Origin of the sequence: Ruania zhangjianzhongii (assembly GCF_008000995.1) — a bacterium.
Lineage (GTDB): Bacteria > Actinomycetota > Actinomycetes > Actinomycetales > Beutenbergiaceae > Ruania > Ruania zhangjianzhongii.
Map to the genome: position 1 here is coordinate 4,130,380 of NZ_CP042828.1, position 17,407 is coordinate 4,147,786.

Annotated in this window: 10 protein-coding genes and 3 rRNA genes; 3 read left to right on the top strand and 10 right to left on the bottom strand. The window is 66.1% G+C overall.

Going from position 1 to position 17,407, the window contains the following annotated elements; genetic code table 11:
- Positions 1-281: 281 nt before the first annotated feature.
- From rrf to rplM, 6 genes are all read right to left on the bottom strand, one after another.
- A 5S ribosomal RNA gene (gene rrf, locus FU260_RS19080) occupies positions 282-399 on the bottom strand.
- A 144-nt stretch (positions 400-543) separates the two neighbouring features.
- Positions 544-3,683 (bottom strand): 23S ribosomal RNA (locus FU260_RS19085).
- Positions 3,684-3,995: 312 nt separating this feature from the next.
- A 16S ribosomal RNA gene (locus tag FU260_RS19090) occupies positions 3,996-5,524 on the bottom strand.
- The 16S, 23S and 5S rRNA genes sit together here, the layout of an rRNA operon.
- Before the next feature lie 792 nt (positions 5,525-6,316).
- Complete coding sequence (gene glmM, locus FU260_RS19095; RefSeq protein WP_147918484.1) at positions 6,317-7,672, bottom strand: phosphoglucosamine mutase; 1,356 nt, start codon at positions 7,670-7,672, stop codon at positions 6,317-6,319.
- 103 nt (positions 7,673-7,775) lie between these two features.
- Positions 7,776-8,264: a 30S ribosomal protein S9 gene (gene rpsI / locus FU260_RS19100; RefSeq protein WP_147918485.1), complete on the bottom strand. Its 489-nt coding sequence runs from the start codon at positions 8,262-8,264 to the stop codon at positions 7,776-7,778.
- A gap of 38 nt (positions 8,265-8,302) precedes the next feature.
- Positions 8,303-8,746 carry a 50S ribosomal protein L13 gene (gene rplM, locus FU260_RS19105; protein WP_147918486.1) on the bottom strand — a complete coding sequence of 148 codons (444 nt, stop codon included), beginning with the start codon at positions 8,744-8,746 and terminating at the stop codon, positions 8,303-8,305.
- A 343-nt stretch (positions 8,747-9,089) separates the two neighbouring features.
- Between rplM and FU260_RS19110 the strand changes: the two genes are divergently transcribed.
- Entirely contained in the window at positions 9,090-9,488 is a 399-nt protein-coding gene (locus FU260_RS19110) for a DUF5709 domain-containing protein (protein ID WP_147918487.1), read from the top strand.
- 90 nt (positions 9,489-9,578) lie between these two features.
- Here FU260_RS19110 and truA read toward each other — a convergent pair whose 3' ends face one another.
- Complete coding sequence (gene truA / locus FU260_RS19115) at positions 9,579-10,490, bottom strand: tRNA pseudouridine(38-40) synthase TruA (RefSeq protein WP_235912391.1); 912 nt, start codon at positions 10,488-10,490, stop codon at positions 9,579-9,581.
- Between the two features lie 40 nt (positions 10,491-10,530).
- On the opposite strand from truA, the gene FU260_RS19120 reads away from it, so the two are divergent.
- Entirely contained in the window at positions 10,531-11,289 is a 759-nt protein-coding gene (locus tag FU260_RS19120; protein WP_147918489.1) for an ROK family protein, read from the top strand.
- A gap of 45 nt (positions 11,290-11,334) precedes the next feature.
- Here the strand turns inward: FU260_RS19120 and FU260_RS19125 are convergent, their stop codons facing one another.
- Entirely contained in the window at positions 11,335-13,338 is a 2,004-nt protein-coding gene (locus tag FU260_RS19125; protein ID WP_147918490.1) for a patatin-like phospholipase family protein, read from the bottom strand.
- A gap of 187 nt (positions 13,339-13,525) precedes the next feature.
- Between FU260_RS19125 and FU260_RS19130 the strand changes: the two genes are divergently transcribed.
- Positions 13,526-15,403, top strand: a complete 1,878-nt coding sequence (locus FU260_RS19130; RefSeq protein ID WP_147918491.1) for an ABC transporter ATP-binding protein — start codon at positions 13,526-13,528, stop codon at positions 15,401-15,403.
- A gap of 2 nt (positions 15,404-15,405) precedes the next feature.
- Here FU260_RS19130 and FU260_RS19135 read toward each other — a convergent pair whose 3' ends face one another.
- Together FU260_RS19135 and FU260_RS19140 are read right to left on the bottom strand one after the other, a co-directional pair.
- Positions 15,406-16,659 carry an NAD(P)/FAD-dependent oxidoreductase gene (locus tag FU260_RS19135; protein WP_147918492.1) on the bottom strand — a complete coding sequence of 418 codons (1,254 nt, stop codon included), beginning with the start codon at positions 16,657-16,659 and terminating at the stop codon, positions 15,406-15,408.
- 130 nt (positions 16,660-16,789) lie between these two features.
- Entirely contained in the window at positions 16,790-17,407 is a 618-nt protein-coding gene (locus FU260_RS19140; protein ID WP_147918493.1) for a histidine phosphatase family protein, read from the bottom strand.

A 17,407-nucleotide genomic window follows, 5' to 3' on the forward strand; every position in this document is an offset into this window, starting at 1 on the left:
CGGTCCTGGGTTCGGTCAACGCGATCGTCGCCGGGTGCAGCCGCCGCAGGTGACGGAGCACCTGGCACAGCCGAGCCCACAGGGGCGGTGATACCCGCCCGCCAGCAGACTCAGCGATCCAGTCCCGGGTGACGGACCCCGATGCCGCCCGCGAGCCTCACACCTTCCGAGACGCGCGCCGGTGGCGTCTTCACCGAGGTGTGCGCCCTGAGCCTGGTTGGTTGGGGGGTGGTTAACGCAGTCAAGCCACCCCGGGGTGGGGTGGCTTGACTGGAATGGTTGTCCGGCGGTGTCCTACTCTCCCACGACCTCGCGGTCGCAGTACCATCGGCGCTGAGGGGCTTAGCTTCCGGGTTCGGGATGGATCCGGGCGTTTCCCGCCTCGCTATGGCCGCCGTAACTCTATGGAGATATCAAACCCCGGGGCCCCCGTGTTGACACCGGTGGTGTGGTGGGGGGTGGTGGTTGCCGGTATCTCGGGAACCGCACAGTGGACGCGTAGCAGTGATGACTCTGGGGCACTACCCCCTTGGGGGGTGGTGTGTGTTTAAGTCTTTGGCGTATTAGTACCGGTCAGCTTCATGAGTCTTGAGTCCTCACTTCCACATCCGGCCTATCAACCCAGTGTTCTAGCTGGGAGCCTCTCGGGGCACGAAGTCCCCTAGGAAATCTCATCTTGAAGCAGGCTTCCCGCTTAGATGCTTTCAGCGGTTATCCCTTCCCAACGTAGCTAACCAGCCGTGCTCCTGGCGGAACAACTGGCACACCAGAGGTTAGTCCGTCCCGGTCCTCTCGTACTAGGGACAGGCCTTCTCAAATTTCCTGCGCGCGCAGCGGATAGGGACCGAACTGTCTCACGACGTTCTAAACCCAGCTCGCGTACCGCTTTAATGGGCGAACAGCCCAACCCTTGGGACCAACTCCAGCCCCAGGATGCGACGAGCCGACATCGAGGTGCCAAACCATGCCGTCGATATGGACTCTTGGGCAAGATCAGCCTGTTATCCCCGGGGTACCTTTTATCCGTTGAGCGACGGCGCTTCCACGAGCCACCGTCGGGTCACTAGTTCCGACTTTCGTCCCTGCTCGACCTGTACGTCTCACAGTCAAGCTCCCTTGTGTACTTACACTCGACACCTGATTGCCAACCAGGCTGAGGGAACCTTTGAGCGCCTCCGTTACTTTTTAGGAGGCAACCGCCCCAGTTAAACTACCCACCAGGCACTGTCCCTGATCCGGATCACGGACCGAGGTTAGATATCCAGAACGACCAGAGTGGTATTTCAACGTTGACTCCACACCCGCTGGCGCGGATGCTTCAATGTCTCCCACCTATCCTACACAAGCCGTACCGAACACCAATACCAAGCTATAGTAAAGGTCCCGGGGTCTTTCCGTCCTGCTGCGCGTAACGAGCATCTTTACTCGTAGTGCAATTTCGCCGAGTTCACGGTCGAGACAGCGGAGAAGTCGTTGCGCCATTCGTGCAGGTCGGAACTTACCCGACAAGGAATTTCGCTACCTTAGGATGGTTATAGTTACCACCGCCGTTTACTGGGGCTTAAATTCTGAGCTTCGCCCACAAGGGGCTGACCCGTCCTCTTAACCTTCCAGCACTGGGCAGGCGTCAGTCCGTATACATCGTCTTGCGACTTCGCACGGACCTGTGTTTTTAATAAACAGTCGCTTCTCCCTGGTCTCTGCGGCCCTCAAACGCTCTCTACCGCAAAGGGTAGGTCACGCCTCAGGCCCCCCTTCTCCCGAAGTTACGGGGGCATTTTGCCGAGTTCCTTAACCATGATTCTCTCGATCGCCTTAGTATTCTCTACCTGACCACCTGAGTCGGTTTAGGGTACGGGCGGCTAGAACCTCGCGTCGAGGTTTTTCTCGGCAGCATAGGATCACCCAATCATCCAGCATACGCTGTCACCATCAGTTCTCAGGCTATATGAGGTGCGGATTTGCCTACACCTCGCCCTACAAACCTTGGACGTGCCAAGCCATAAGACACGCTGGGCTACCTTTCTGCGTCACCCCTGTTAATACGCTTACCTACTGCCGGTTCGGGTCACGCGCTCCACCAATACTCCTTGTCCCGAAGGACTCGGTAGCACTGGTTTCGGGCGTTTAGCATCACCGGGCTCGGTATGGGCGGTTCTTCGCCGGTAGCAGAATATCAACTGCTTGTCCATCGACTACGCCTGTCGGCCTCGCCTTAGGTCCCGACTTACCCAGGGCGGATTAACCTGGCCCTGGAACCCTTGGTCATTCGGCGGACGGGTTTCTCACCCGTCTTTCGCTACTCATGCCTGCATTCTCACTCGTGTGGCGTCCACGGCTAGGTCACCCTGCCGCTTCACTCCCCACACGACGCTCCCCTACCCATCCACACACCTGGACCAAGTCCCACAAGGAGACCAGGCCTGGTTACTGCATGAATGCCACAGCTTCGGCGGTGTACTTGAGCCCCGCTATATTGTCGGCGCAGAATCACTTGACCAGTGAGCTATTACGCACTCTTTCAAGGGTGGCTGCTTCTAAGCCAACCTCCTGGTTGTCTGTGCAACTCCACATCCTTTCCCACTTAGCACACGCTTAGGGGCCTTAGCTGGTGGTCTGGGCTGTTTCCCTCTCGACTACGAAGCTTATCCCCCGCAGTCTCACTGCCGCGCTCACACTTACCGGCATTCGGAGTTTGGTTGACGTCAGTAACCTGGTTGGGCCCATCAGCCATCCAGTAGCTCTACCTCCGGTAAGGAATACGCGACGCTGCACCTAAATGCATTTCGGGGAGAACCAGCTATCACGAAGTTTGATTGGCCTTTCACCCCTATCCACAGCTCATCCCCCCAGTTTTCAACCTAGGTGGGTGCGGTCCTCCACGCGGTTTTACTCGCGCTTCAACCTGGCCATGGATAGATCACTTCGCTTCGGGTCTAGAACACGCGACTATGGCGCCCTATTCGGACTCGCTTTCGCTACGGCTCCCCCACACGGGTTAACCTCGCCACATGCCACTAACTCGCAGGCTCATTCTTCAAAAGGCACGCTGTCACCCCAACTAAGGAGGCTCCAACGGATTGTAAGCACACGGTTTCAGGTACTATTTCACTCCCCTCCCGGGGTACTTTTCACCTTTCCCTCACGGTACTTGTCCGCTATCGGTCACCAGGTAGTATTTAGGCTTACCAAGTGGTCTTGGCAGATTCGCACGGGATTTCTCGGGCCCCGTACTACTTGGGATACTCATCAGGAGGCTACGCAATTTCGTCTACGGGAGTCACACCCTCTATGCTTGGCCTTTCAAGACCATTCGACTACCACGTAACTTTGTAACTCCTCACCAGCTCGGCAGAACCAGTCAACGAGTCCCACAACCCCACAAGTGCAACGCCTGCCGGCTATCACACACCCATGGTTTAGCCTCATCCGCTTTCGCTCGCCACTACTCACGGAATATCTCTTCCTGCGGGTACTGAGATGTTTCACTTCCCCGCGTTCCCTCCACGCACCCTATATATTCAGGCACGGGTAACCGGGCATGACCCCGGCCGGGTTTCCCCATTCGGACATCCTCGGATCAAAGCTCGTTTGCCAACTCCCCGAGGCTTATCGCAGGCTACTACGTCCTTCATCGGCTCCTGGTGCCAAGGCATCCACCGAATGCTCTTACTAACTTAAACCACAAAAATCAAAGATGCTCGCGTCCACTGTGCAGTTCTCAAGCTACCGACGATCCCACCACCAACCACAGAAAACCCTGCAGCCGACCAGCAGGCCGTACCACCAAACAACAACCCACCCCTAACGGAGTAGCTCGCTGCCCGGGAGCCCAACAGTGTGCCCCCACACCACCAGCCCCGCATAAAACAGGACCCGTGTGGGGAGTAATGATCGATGTTCCACCCATGAGCAACCAACCCACACACACTCGGTGTAGGCCTGGCCCTGCACACCCCCACCACATGAGCGGGGAATGTGTAGAAGCTCCTTAGAAAGGAGGTGATCCAGCCGCACCTTCCGGTACGGCTACCTTGTTACGACTTCGTCCCAATCGCCAATCCCACCTTCGACAGCTCCTCCCCACAAGGGGTTAGGCCACCGGCTTCGGGTGTTACCGACTTTCATGACGTGACGGGCGGTGTGTACAAGGCCCGAGAACGTATTCACCGCAGCGTTGCTGATCTGCGATTACTAGCGACTCCGACTTCATGGGGTCGAGTTGCAGACCCCAATCCGAACTGAGACCGGCTTTATGAGATTCGCTCCACCTCACGGTATCGCAGCCCTCTGTACCGGCCATTGTAGCATGCGTGAAGCCCAAGACATAAGGGGCATGATGATTTGACGTCATCCCCACCTTCCTCCGAGTTGACCCCGGCAGTCTCCTATGAGTCCCCACCATCACGTGCTGGCAACATAGGACAAGGGTTGCGCTCGTTGCGGGACTTAACCCAACATCTCACGACACGAGCTGACGACAACCATGCACCACCTGTACACCAGTGTCCAAAGAGCACTCTATCTCTAGAGCGTTCTGGTGTATGTCAAGCCTTGGTAAGGTTCTTCGCGTTGCATCGAATTAATCCGCATGCTCCGCCGCTTGTGCGGGCCCCCGTCAATTCCTTTGAGTTTTAGCCTTGCGGCCGTACTCCCCAGGCGGGGCACTTAATGCGTTAGCTGCGGCGCAGAATCCGTGGAATGGACCCCACACCTAGTGCCCAACGTTTACGGCATGGACTACCAGGGTATCTAATCCTGTTCGCTACCCATGCTTTCGCTCCTCAGCGTCAGTAGTGGCCCAGAGACCTGCCTTCGCCATCGGTGTTCCTCCTGATATCTGCGCATTCCACCGCTACACCAGGAATTCCAGTCTCCCCTACCACACTCTAGTCTGCCCGTACCCGATGCAAGCTCAAGGTTGAGCCTTGAGTTTTCACACCAGACGCGACAAACCGCCTACGAGCTCTTTACGCCCAATAATTCCGGACAACGCTTGCGCCCTACGTATTACCGCGGCTGCTGGCACGTAGTTAGCCGGGCTCTTCTGCAGGTACCGTCACCCCGAAAGGCTTCTTCCCTACTGAAAGAGGTTTACAACCCGAAGGCCGTCATCCCTCACGCGGCGTCGCTGCATCAGGCTTTCGCCCATTGTGCAAGATTCCCCACTGCTGCCTCCCGTAGGAGTCTGGGCCGTGTCTCAGTCCCAGTGTGGCCGGTCACCCTCTCAGGCCGGCTACCCGTCGTCGCCTTGGTAGGCCATTACCCCACCAACAAGCTGATAGGCCGCGAGTCCATCCCCCACCAATAAATCTTTCCGAATCCCACCATGCGAAAGGACCCGAATATCCAGTATTAGACGCCGTTTCCAGCGCTTATCCCAGAGAAGAGGGCAGGTTACTCACGTGTTACTCACCCGTTCGCCACTAATCCCCCAGTGCAAGCACCAGGATCATCGTTCGACTTGCATGTGTTAAGCACGCCGCCAGCGTTCGTCCTGAGCCAGGATCAAACTCTCCATACAAAGCCATAAACACCACACCCAAAATAAAGGCGCAGCATCAACAACCATACGAAAACAAAAACCCTGACCAAACAACCACCCCCAAGACGGGATCCCGAAGGCAGCCATTCAACCAATAAAAAACTGGCATCAATCACTACAAACACACTGTTGAGTTCTCAAACAACGAACACACACCATCAAACCCACCCACAACAGGCAAGCCATCCGGGGCAACCGCTCCATCCTACCCGAAGTTCGATCCTCTCCGCGACCGGAGCTGATCGTCCTCCCGACGTTCCTCGGTGCGCAGCACCGTGTGGTTCGTTTCGGATGGGCTGCCCTGCTGGGATCCGGCCACCAGATCGGTGTCCGTTCCTCCCTCGCTTGGGGCAACGAGTGATGACATTACGCGTCCCGGGGGTCGGGGTCAAATCCTGCCCCGACCCTCGGACGGCGCTGTCAGGCAGGCCCCCTCGGCCCCTCTGCACCGGCTGTCAGGCGCTAGATTCCGCGGTTCTCGTGCCGCGCACCGTTGACTCCGCGTGCTCCGAACACCGGACGTCAGGCTCCAGAGCGCCGTGATCCGAGCGCAGTTGTGGTGCACCACACACTCGGTGGTTGCTGGCCGAAGCGAGGGCGCACCACGGGGACCCACCGTGCGGGTTCGCTGCACCGGCGCATGGCCGGACATCGTCGGTTTTCAAGCAGTGCTGGTGGTGGGCGGGAGGAGGCACCAACCGTGTGTCCGGTAGGGACAGAATGTCGTGTCTCCGGCAGCGACCGAATGGCCGGCCCGCAGGGTCAGCCGGCTCAGGCCAGGGCGAGTCGCTCCCGGACGACGTCACTGAGAACATCCGCCTCACGCTCGGCCTGATCCTCAGAAGCGGCCTCAACCATCACCCGGACCAGTGGCTCAGTACCGGAAGGGCGCAGCAATACCCGGCCGCTGGTGCCCAGCCGCTGCTCGGCTGCCGTGACGGCAGCGGCGAGCACCTCGTCGCTGTCCACCCGGGACTTGTCCACTCCGGGCACGTTCACCAGCACCTGCGGGAGGCGGGTCATCACCCCCGCCAAATCGGCCAGCGAGCGGCCGCTCGCCGCCATCCGGGCGGCAAGCTGCAGGCTGGTCAGCACACCGTCTCCGGTGGTGGCGTGCTCGGCCAACACGATGTGCCCGGACTGTTCTCCGCCCAGGCTGTGCCCGCCGGCCCGCATCGCCTCCAGCACGTACCGGTCCCCCACCCCGGTCTGCACCAGGTTGATCCCGGCCTCCTGCATCGCCAGGGTCAACCCGAGGTTGCTCATCACGGTCACCACCAGGGTGCTGCCGGCCAACCGGCCGGACTCGTTCAGTCCCACGGCGAGGATGCCCATGATCTGGTCGCCGTCCACGAGGGCGCCGGTGTTGTCCACGGCCAGGCACCGGTCGGCGTCGCCGTCGTAGGCGACGCCGAAGTCGGCCCCGGAGGCGAGCGTCACGGCCTGCAGCTGCTCCGGATGCGTGGACCCACACTGCTCGTTGATGTTGCGCCCGTCCGGCGAGGCGTTGATCACCACCACATCCGCACCGGCCGCACGCAACGCGGCCGGACCCACCTCACTGGCGGCACCGTTGGCGCAGTCGACGGCGATCCGCAAGCCGGACAGGTCGACGTCGATCGTGCCGAGCAGGTGCTGGACGTACCGGTCCCCGGCCTCGCCGCGGTTCTGCGTCACCGTGCCGACATCGGCCCCGATCGGCAGCTCCCAGTCGGTAGACAGGTTGGCCTCGATCGCGTCCTCGACCGCATCGTCGAGCTTGACCCCGCCGCGGGTGAAGAACTTGATGCCGTTGTCCGCCATCGGGTTGTGCGAGGCGGAGATCATCACCGCAAGGTCCACGTCCTCGGCACCGGTCAGGTAGGCGACCGCCGGGGTGGGCAGCACACCGAGATCCTCCACGTCCACTCCGGCGCTGGACATACCGGCCACCACCGCGGCGGAGAGGAAGTGGCCGGAGAGCCGGGGGTCTCGGGCCACGATGGCCCGGGGCCGGCTCCCGGTCAGCCGCCCTTGCTCCCCCAGCACGTGCACGGCTGCGGTACCCAGATGCAACGCCAACGAGGCAGTGACCTCTCGGTTCGCCAGTCCCCGCACGCCGTCCGTTCCGAACAGTCGTCGCCCCATCTGTGGTCCTTCTTTCGATTTTCCGCCCGCTGCTCGGACGTGCCTGGATACACCATCGGCCCCGGCGGACTAGGTCCGAACGGGGCCGATGATAGTGCGCGGGTCAGCGCTTGGAGTACTGCGGTGCCTTACGGGCCTTCTTCAGACCGGCCTTCTTCCGCTCGGTGGCGCGCGCGTCCCGAGTGAGGTACCCGGCCTTCTTCAGCGCGGCCCGGTTGGAGTCGGCGTCGATCTGGTTCAGCGCACGGGCGATCGCCAGACGCAGTGCACCGGCCTGGCCGGAGGCGCCGCCACCGGTGATGCGGGCGACGACGTCGAAGCGGCCCTCCAGGTCGAGCAGGGCGAACGGGGCGTTCACCAGCTGCTGGTGCAACTTGTTCGGGAAGTAGTCCTCCAGGGTGCGGCCGTTCACCTTGTAGGTGCCGGTGCCCGGAATCAGTCGCACGCGGGCGATAGCTTCCTTGCGGCGGCCCAGGGCCTGGCCGGGGGCGGTCAGCGAGCTGCCTCCACCGGTCGGTGCCTCACTCTCGGAGGTGTAGGTGCTCGGGGCGTCGCCCACGAGTTCCTCGGTCTCGGCTGTGGTCTCGGACACGGTTCTCCTCAGTTCAGTGTTCGCGTCAGCTCGCCGCGTTACTGCGCGACCTGGGTGATTTCGAAGGTCTCCGGCTTCTGCGCACCATGGGGGTGCTCAGCGCCGCGGTAGACCTTCAGCTTGTTCATCTGGGCACTGCCCAGGCGGTTCTTCGGGATCATGCCCCGGATCGCCTTCTCCACGGCCCGCTCCGGATTCTTCTCCAGGAGCTCGGCGTAGCTGGTGGCCTTCAGTCCACCCGGGTAACCCGAGTGGCGGTAGGCGAGCTTCTTCTCCCGCTTCGCGCCGGTCAGCGCGACCTTGTCTGCGTTGATGATGATGACGAAGTCACCACCGTCCGCATGCGGGGCGAAGGTGGGCTTGTGCTTGCCCCGGAGCAGCGTGGCGGCGTGGGTCGCCAACCGGCCCAGGACGACGTCGGTAGCGTCGATGACGTACCAGGCACGCTCGGTATCGCCGGGCTTGGGGGTGTACGTACGCACGGTCGTAGCCTTCGTTCCTCTGCTGGTCTGTGGGGCTCGCCGTAACGGCCGCGGGCGGAATGCCCGCGCCATCGGAGACGAACCCCTTGGTCACTTCAACGTTGGTGAGCATCCTCCGGTCACGCGATGCGGTGAGTGGGAGGCACCGACCAGCGAGCGGACGCACAACGAGGCACCAGAGTACTCCGCGCCCCGGTCAACGGTCAAAGCACAGGATACCGGCCCGGGGCGATCTTGGTCACGTTCGCCCCACTGCTGCCGAGCCCAGCCCTCGCCCACGACACAGTACTCCGGGCTGGCGCCAGCCCGTGCGTGCCTGCCGCGTGCGTGTCAGGGTGAACAGATGAGCTCCACCGACGATACCGGGCCCGGGCCGGCCCCGGACTCCAACCAGCTGCCCCTGGAGGACACGCTCGAGGAGCGCGGCACCGAGGACCTCTTGAACGAGAGCTACTCCCCACCGGAACGCTCCCCCGGCCCGCACTGGGGTGAGACGCCCTATGAGGAAGCCGTCGGCGAACCACAGGGCGTCCGACTCTCGGCCGAGGTGCCAGAGGATGCCGGCCCGGACGCGTCCCGGCAGGCCGATCGCGCCGGTCGTCTCGTCGAGGGCGAGGCGTCCGACCAGGCCGAAGATGTGGGGGTGGCCGGCGGTGCCGCTACCGCCGAGGAGGCTGCGATGCACCTGGTGGACGAGGACGGCCAGGCGCCACTGGCCGCTGTCACCCCGGAGCAGCCCTGACCCCAGGTGGCCCGCAGCGGGGCTGATGACGGTCCTCCCCGGAGCGGCCCTGACCCCAGGGCCACGCCGGCCTCCGCCGACCCCGGTGAGCTACGCCGTCGGCGAGGTGGGAGGCAGGGTGCGCATCGCGCGCGCCTGCTGCGCTCGGAGGCCGTACGCCTCCTCCTGCGGGTACCCGACCTCCTCGAGGGCCAGCCCCAAGGCGGGTGCCACCTGGACCGCCGAGTCCCGCAGACCGGCGCCGAGCACCTCGGCGGGCCAGCCCACCGGCCGGCGGCCCTCCCCCACCGCCAGGCTCGCGCCCACCAGCGCGCGCACCATGGAGTGACAGAACGCATCCGCGCGCACCCGCGCGAGAACCAGGCCGGACTCGGTACGCTCCCAGGCGAACTCCTGCAGGATGCGGATGGTGGTGGCGCCCTCGCGTGGTTTGCAGTAGGCGGCGAAGTCGTGCTCGCCGGTCAGCAGGTGCGCGGCGGCGTTCATCGCCGTCTCGTCCAGGGCGCGCCGGTGCCAGAGCACCGAGGACCGCCGCAGCGGGTCGCGGGTGGTGAGGCGATCGCTGATCCGGTAGCTGTACCGGCGCCACAGGGCGGAGAAGCGGGCGTCGAAGGTCTCCGGCACCTGCCGCACACCCTGGATCACCACATCATCGTCGAGCACCGCGCTCAACCGGTGCGCGAGCGCCACCGCCGGAGTCCGGTCGCTGCGGCCAGGAGTGGCACTCCACTGCTCGGCCGGCAGGTCCACATGGGCCACCTGCCCGCGGGCGTGCACTCCGGCGTCGGTGCGCCCGGCCACGGTCAGTCGCGGCGGTTCGGCCAGCCGCAGCACTTGGGCCAGACCCTCCTCGACCGCCTGCTGCACCGTGCGCAGACCGGGCTGGCGGGCCCAGCCAGAGAATGCGGTGCCGGCGTAGGCGATGTCCAACCGTGCCCGCACGGTGGCAGGGGCCTGCGGCTCCGCCGGTGGTGCGGTGTGCTCCCCGCTGTTCTCGCCCACGAGCCCCAGTCCATCACACCTGGCCGGTAAGGTGGGCGGAGTGCAGCAGACCCCGCCCACACTCGCCGTCGACTGCGGTGGCGGCGGTATCAAGGCCTCGGTGCTGGATGCCGCCGGGACGATGCACGCCCAGCCGGTCCGGGCCGCCACCCCGTACCCGCTGTCCCCCCAGCGGCTGGTCTCGCTGATCACCGATCTGGCCGGAAAGCTGCCGGAGGCGGGGCGAGCCACCGTCGGGATGCCGGGGATGATCCGGCACGGGGTGGTGGTGGCCACCCCGCACTACGTGACCAAGGCCGGTCCGCGCACCCGGGTCCTGCCCGAGCTGGTGGACGCCTGGTCCGGGTTCGACATGCGCGCTGCGATCGAGCGCGGGCTGGAGATGCCGGCGCTGGTGCTCAACGACGCCGAGGTGCACGGTGCCGGCGTGGTGGCCGGGGCCGGGTTGGAGCTGATGCTCACCTTTGGCACGGGGCTGGGTAATGCTCTTTTCGACGGCGGAGTGCTGGCTCCGCATCAGGAGCTCTCCCAGTCTCCGGTGCGGTGGGGGCTGACCTACGACGAGTACGTGGGCGAGCACGAGCGGCTCCGCCTCGGGGATGCCCAGTGGTCCCGGCGGATCCGGCGGGTGGTGGAGGCGCTGCGCCCGGTCTATCTGTGGGACCGCCTGTATGTGGGCGGCGGGAACTCTCGCCGGCTCACCCCGCAGGTGGTGGAAAAGCTCGGTGATGACGTGGTGATCGTGCCGAACAGTGCCGGGATCATCGGCGGTGTGCGGGCCTGGTCGCTGCAGGTCTGACCGACCGGGGCTGGCCCGGCGAGAACTGGCACGGGCCGGGTCGGTTCACTCGTCGAAGGGCAGGTCCGTGCTCGTCGGGATCAGCGCGTCTGCGCGATCGCTGATGCTGGCCGCCGTGCTGGGTACCCCGGCCGATGCCGCACTGCCGTCGAGGGCAGCGACACCCTCCTCGGGCACCAGCCGCAGCCGTGGTGTGGGCCGGGGCGCACCGGTAGACATCGCACCGGCGGGCCAGGTCTGAGCCAGGCCGAGGACGTCATCGGTGGCGGTGTTCAGCCGGGCGCGCTGCGCATCCGTGGGTACATACGAGGGCAGCTCCCCCGCCGCCCCGGCGCCGGCCAGATCGGGGTAGGGCGTCCCGCCGGGGGCGGGCGCGGTGTACCCGTGCTGCCAACTGCCGAGCCACTGCTCCAAACCCGCACCCGCGGTCCGTAGCCGGATCCAGCGATGGTTGTCGAAGCCGTGCGTGGGTACCTGGCCCGGCTGCGGTCCGGCGAACACGTCGACCAGGCGGCCGGCGGCGGCGTGGCCCCGGTCGGCCAGTGCGCTCACCACCTCGGGCGGCATGGCCAGGTTCATCCCGCCTTCGTCCTTGGTGTGCCTGATCAGCACCACCCGGTCGCGGTAGCCAGGAAGCACAAGCTGGGCTTCGTCCACCCAACTGCGCGCGGTCTCCACCAGCGCGTTCAGAAAGCCGAACAGGCCACCGAGGCCGATCGGCGAGAGCGTGCGCCAGGTGCGGTAGCCGCCGCCGATGTTGTTCGTGGGCAGGTAGACGTTCTTCGCCGGGTCCGGATCGGCCTGCGCGCCGTCCGGGAGCTGACCCAGATTGATCGCGAACGTGGGCCGGGTGGGCAGCGGGCTGTCGAAGAAGTGCACCGGCAGATTCGCGCACAGGCCGCCGTCGCTGAACCAGTTGGTGGCGAACTCCGGGCGAGAGCGCACCGCGGTGAGTGCCTCGGCCGGATCGGAGTCCGGGTTCGCGGTGAGCCACTCCTCGGCCTGGCTGCGGAAGGAGGTGTTCACCTCGCGGGAGAAGTCCACGGCGAGCAGCGGGACGGCGGCGATGAGCACCGGGAAGCTCAAGCTCAGCCGGGTGGCAAAAAGGATGGGCACGCGCTCGGGCGGGGGCATCCGGACCAGGCCGCGGTCGCGTGCACAGGCGTCGAGCACTGCACCCCACCGGTCCCGGCGGCTGGTGGCTGGTGAAGCCGGAACGGGCCCGGTGAGCCAGTCGACCACGTCGGCCGGGAAGTAGTCGGCCATCACGGCCGGGTCCAGGTAGTACTCGCGGGCGGCCCACGGCATGCTCATCGGCTGGTGCCGGGTGACGTTCGTGGTCATCGTCCGCAGGGTGATGCCTGCCTCGTTCAGGTCGCCGAAGGTCACCGGGGCATCGGTGGGTGCCCGCCCGGCCATGGTCTGGATCCGTTCGTGCAGCCACGGGGTGAGCGCCGGTGCCCCCTTCGCACCCACTCCGGGCATCCCGGTGCACATTCCCCATCCGGTCAGCCTCCCGGCCAGCCCGACGGCGGAGAGGGCGAGACCGAACACCCCGCCCAGGATCGCCAGCACGACGGCGGCGACCACACCCGCCCACCCTCCGGACTGACCGGCGAGCACGGCGAGCACGATGCCGGGAAGGGCGCCGACCAGCAGTGACCACCAGAAGCCGCGGAGCACGGCACCGACGATGCCGACAGCTCGCGACATCCCCTTCTTCATCGCCGCGGTGAGCACCCCGAACAGCGGCGAGGCCATCCGCGTGGGCTGGAACAGCCGGAGCAGCACGGAGCCGCCGGCCGGGGAGGGTGCGGTGATGTCGTCCGGCATCTGCTCCAGCTCGGTGAACCCGCCGGACTCGCGGCCGAGCTCAGCGGCGGCCGCGGCTGCTGCCGCGATGGCTCCGGCGGAGGCACCGCCGACGGAGCGCAGCCGGTAGGTCTTGGCGAGCTCGCACACCGCCCGCGGGTAGATGACGCCGGAGGTGATGCCGCCTTTCATCACCAGGTCGCACTCGAGGGGCGGATGGGTCGGGTACGCGCTCATGGCGGGCTCCAGGACGGGGGCTCAATCGTCCCACCGAAAGGCCTCGTGCGGGGCAGAATCGCCGCGACGGTGAACGCCCGTCCAGTCCGCCCGCTTATCACCCGGGCAATTCCCGCTCCGATCCCAGAAAACTTCGCCCATCTTTTGGTTGAATAAGAGCCGGCCCCTGGTGCAAGGAGGACCTCCGATGGCGGCGCCCAACGACGGCCACGTCGACCCGGCGCAGTTGCGCGCGCAGGCCCGTTCCCAGCGCAAGTCGCTGAGCCGGCTCTCGGTGCTGATCCGGCAGAGCGTGCGGCTGGTGTGGGCCTCCGGGCGCGGACTGTTCCTGGGGCTGCTGGCGCTGCAGATCGCCGCCGCGCTCGCGCTCGCCGGCCAGGTGCTCGCCGTGCAGGCGGTGCTGGCTGCGGTGCTCGATCTGGAGGCCGGTTCGCAGGCGAGCGCCGCACTGTGGGTTCCGGTGCTGCTGCTCGCCGTACTGACCGCGGTGACCTCGATCATCAGTGCCGTGCAGGGGCACATGCAGCGGCTGCTCGGGGAGCGGGTGGCACGGTCGATGTGGGACCAGGTGCTCGAGGTCTCCACCGGGGTGGGCCTGGCCAGCTTCGAGTCCCCGGACTTCTTCAACCGGCTGCAGCGGGTGCAGTCGAACGCGCTCTCCCGGCCGTACCAGGTGACCCAGGGCCTGATCGCGATGGGTGGGGCGCTCGCTGCCGGCATCGGGGTGGGCGCCGCACTGGTGAGCATCAGCCCGCTGCTGCTCCCGCTGCTGATCATCGGCGGGGTTCCGGTGCTGCTGTCCAGCCGGCGGGAGAGCCGGCTGGAGTTCGACTTCGCGATGACGCAGACCCCGGTGCTGCGGATGCGCCAGTACCTCACCCTGGTGCAGACCGGACGGGAGGAGGCCAAGGAGGTCCGGGCGTTCGGGCTGGCGGCGTGGCTGCACGCCCGGTTCGCCCTCGTGTACGACACCTACCTGGGCGATCTTTCTCGCCACCTGCGCCGGCGCGCCACTCTCTCCGTCCTCGGAAACCTGGGCAGCGCCGTCGTGCTGGTGCTCACGCTCGCGGCTCTGGTCTGGATGATCCTCACCGGCCAGGTGACCGTGGCGGGGGCCGGGGCGGCGATCGTGGCGATCCGGATGCTGGCCACCCAGATCCAGACGCTGTTCGCCGGGGTGCAGCGGATCTTCGAGTCCGGCCTGTTCCTGGAGGACCTGCGCGGGTTCCTCGCACTCGCCGAGCCGGCGCGGGAGGACGTGCGCGGCCCGGATGCCCCGGCCGGCTTCGCCGCGGTGGGCGCGGATCGGGTCTCCTTCACCTATCCCGGCTCGGAGCAGCCGGCGGTGCGCGAGGCCACAGTGGACCTGCGTGCCGGCGAGGTGGTGGCGGTGGTCGGGGAGAACGGCTCCGGCAAGACCACACTGGCGAAGATGCTCGCTGGCCTGTACGAGCCGAGCACGGGCGCGATCCGGTGGGACGGCACGGACATTCGGCAGTGGTCGTTGGCGAGCGTGCGGTCCAAGATCGCGGTGATCTTCCAGGACTTCGTGCGGTATGCGCTCAGCGCCGAGGACAACATCGCCACCGGTGATGTTTCCCAGCCACCGACCAGTGACCGGGTACGGCGGGCGGCGCGGGCGGCCGGGGCAGCAGAGGCGATCGAGTCGATGCCAGACGGCTACGCGACCCCACTCTCCCGGCTGTTCGCCGGCGGCCGGGACCTCTCCGGAGGGCAGTGGCAGCGGGTGGCGATCGCCCGCGGCTACTACCGGGATGCGCAGCTGGTGATCCTGGACGAGCCGTCCGCCGCACTGGACCCGCGAGCCGAGCACGAGCTGTTCGCGAGCCTGCGGCACACCCTGGAGGGGCGCACCGCGCTGTTCATCTCGCACCGGTTCTCCACGGTGCGCGCAGCTGACCGGATCTACGTGATGGACGCCGGCTCAGTGGTGGAGCACGGCACACACGAGGAGCTGATGGCCGCCGAGGGTCAGTACGCGGACCTGTTCCGGGTGCAGGCGGCGGCCTACCTGCCGCCGGAGCAGGCCGGCGAGACGGTCTGAGATCAGCGCAGCGGATCGAACGGACGCAGCTCCGTCGGCCTCCGACCGGCCATGATCTGCTCAGCCAGTAGGCGCCCGGTGGTGGGGCCGAGGGTGACTCCCCACATCCCGTGGCCCCCTGCCACGAACACTCCAGGCGCGCGCGTGGCCCCGATCAGTGGTAGCCCATCCGTGGTGCAGGGCCGCGATCCCACCCACTCGTCCTCACGGTCGTCCACATCCACGCCTCGAAGGAACGGTCGAGCCGCATCGGCGATGGCTCGTACTCGTCGCTGGTCCAACGGCGCGTCGGGCTGGCGAAACTCCATCATCCCAGCCACGCGCAGCCGCTGACCCAACGGAGTACAGGCCACCCGCTGAGTGGGCAGGTAGATCGGCCCCGACGGCGGAGTTCGCACCGGCACGCTGAAGCTGTAGCCGCGGCCGGCCTGGACCCGTGCGCGTACTCCGAACGGCCTGGACAACGCGTTCACCCGGGCTCCGGTGGCGATCACCACAGCGTCACACCGGTGGATGTCGCCGTCGGCGGTAGTGAGCCGGGCTCCCTCGTCGAGGGCACGGATCGAGTCGACGGCCGCCCCGGTCTGGAAGGTACCGCCCCGCCGGCGCACTGACTCCGCGAGCGCTGCCACGTACGCGCCTGGCGCGATGTAGCGCTGCCCGTGCAGTCGAATCGCCGCCCCGATGCCCTCGGAGAGGGTCGGCTCGACCGCACGGGCCTCATCTCCGGTCAGCAGCTCAAACTCCACGTCCTGCCCGGCACGCTGGATCTGCTCCAGCTCCCCGCGCAGAGCGGCACGCTCGCGAGTCGTCCGGAATGCTGCCAGGAACGAGTCCGCCGCCAGCGTAGGCGCCGCGACGCCGCCGTCGGAGAGCAGGTCGAACGACTCCAGGGCAAGCCGATTGATCGGTACCAGCTTGTCCATTGCCGCCGACCATCGCGATGCTGTCGAGTTCCGGGCGAAGCCGAACAGGAACCGGACCAGCGAGGCGTCGGCCGACGGCGGGACGTACACCGGCGAAGCCGGGCTGAGCACAGCCTTCGCGCCATAGCGCAGCACCGACGGTTCGGGAAGCGGCGTTGCCAGGCCGGGGGTGAGCCATCCGGCGTTGCCCCACGACGAACCGGCGCCGACACCTGCGCTGTCGAACACGGTGACCGCGGCGCCCCGCTCTTGCAGGAACCACGCCGTCGCCAGACCCACCATCCCGGCGCCCACCACCCCGATAGTTCGCGGAGCCGTTGACTCAACCATGCTGCTCCCTTCCGCGTGAGCCGATGACTGAACTGCGCTGGGCTGGTCGGTGAGTTGAGCGTGACGCGACCGCCAGGGTCGCGGGCCACGCTGCAGTAGCGGAGCTACTTCGGAAGCCAGCCCATTCCCGTCAGTAGGTCTCCACACCCCCAGGGAGCGGCACGTTGTACCGCACCACCGCGTGGCCCACCCCGCCCAACCGGAGCACCGTCCGAGAGCAGTTGCTCGCCGGCGCCATGCTGTGGTGCCCCGGGCTGGGAAGGCCCGCCGCGTAGGCCGCGCCCACTTGGATCGACCCGCCGTGGGTGAACACGAGAACCTGGTCGAGACCGGTCTGCGCGAGCTCCTCCAGGCACTCCGAGACCCGGGCACGCTGCTCCACAAAGGTCTCCCCACCGCCACGGCGTGGGTCCAGCCCGGCCTTGGAGGCAGCCACCACCTCAGGTAGCTCCGCAGCCACCTCCTCCAGCGTTCGACCTGACCAGTCGCCCACACTGATCTCGCGCAGGCGCTTGTCCTCCACCACGGTGGCACCGGTGAGATCGGCATACGCCTGTGCGGTGTCTCGTGCCCGGGGCAGGTCGCTGCTCCAGACTGTCTCCATTCGGCCGACTTCCTCCACCAGCGTGCGGGCCGCCTGCGCTGCTTGGGCGCGTCCCCGTTCGGTGAGGCCGGAGTCGGCCTGCCCCTGGTAGCGCTGCTCCACGTTCCAGTGCGACTCGCCGTGACGCACCATGATGACCTGCAT